At 45.1% G+C, this 246-nt stretch carries 1 protein-coding gene; it reads right to left on the bottom strand.

The genetic code is table 11. The annotated features are described in order from the left end of the window. Window positions 1–246, bottom strand: a 246-nt coding sequence (locus SB756_RS33810) for a vitamin B12 dependent-methionine synthase activation domain-containing protein (protein ID WP_410913729.1), incomplete at both ends; no start/stop codon positions are given.

Raw genomic sequence — 246 nt, forward strand, 5'->3', positions numbered from 1 at the left:
GTCTTGCTGTGCGTCAAACGAATTAGCTAAATCGTCTTCTTCAAGACCGCCCGTTACTGCAAACGCACCAAAGTAATCAGGTGTGCCTTTTGGCGCAATGTAGTCGGCTAAACAATAGTTAGCAAAGTCGGTTTTTTCAGTTTGCTGGCGTAAATGGCACGAGGTGCTTAACAGCTCTTTGCGGGTTTCGTCGGTGTAAATTTCTATGTCATCACCTACACGGTTTGCAGGGAATAAACCAATTAC

Origin of the sequence: Pseudomonas sp. SIMBA_068, from assembly GCF_046534705.1 — a bacterium.
Lineage (GTDB): Bacteria > Pseudomonadota > Gammaproteobacteria > Pseudomonadales > Pseudomonadaceae > Aquipseudomonas > Aquipseudomonas putida.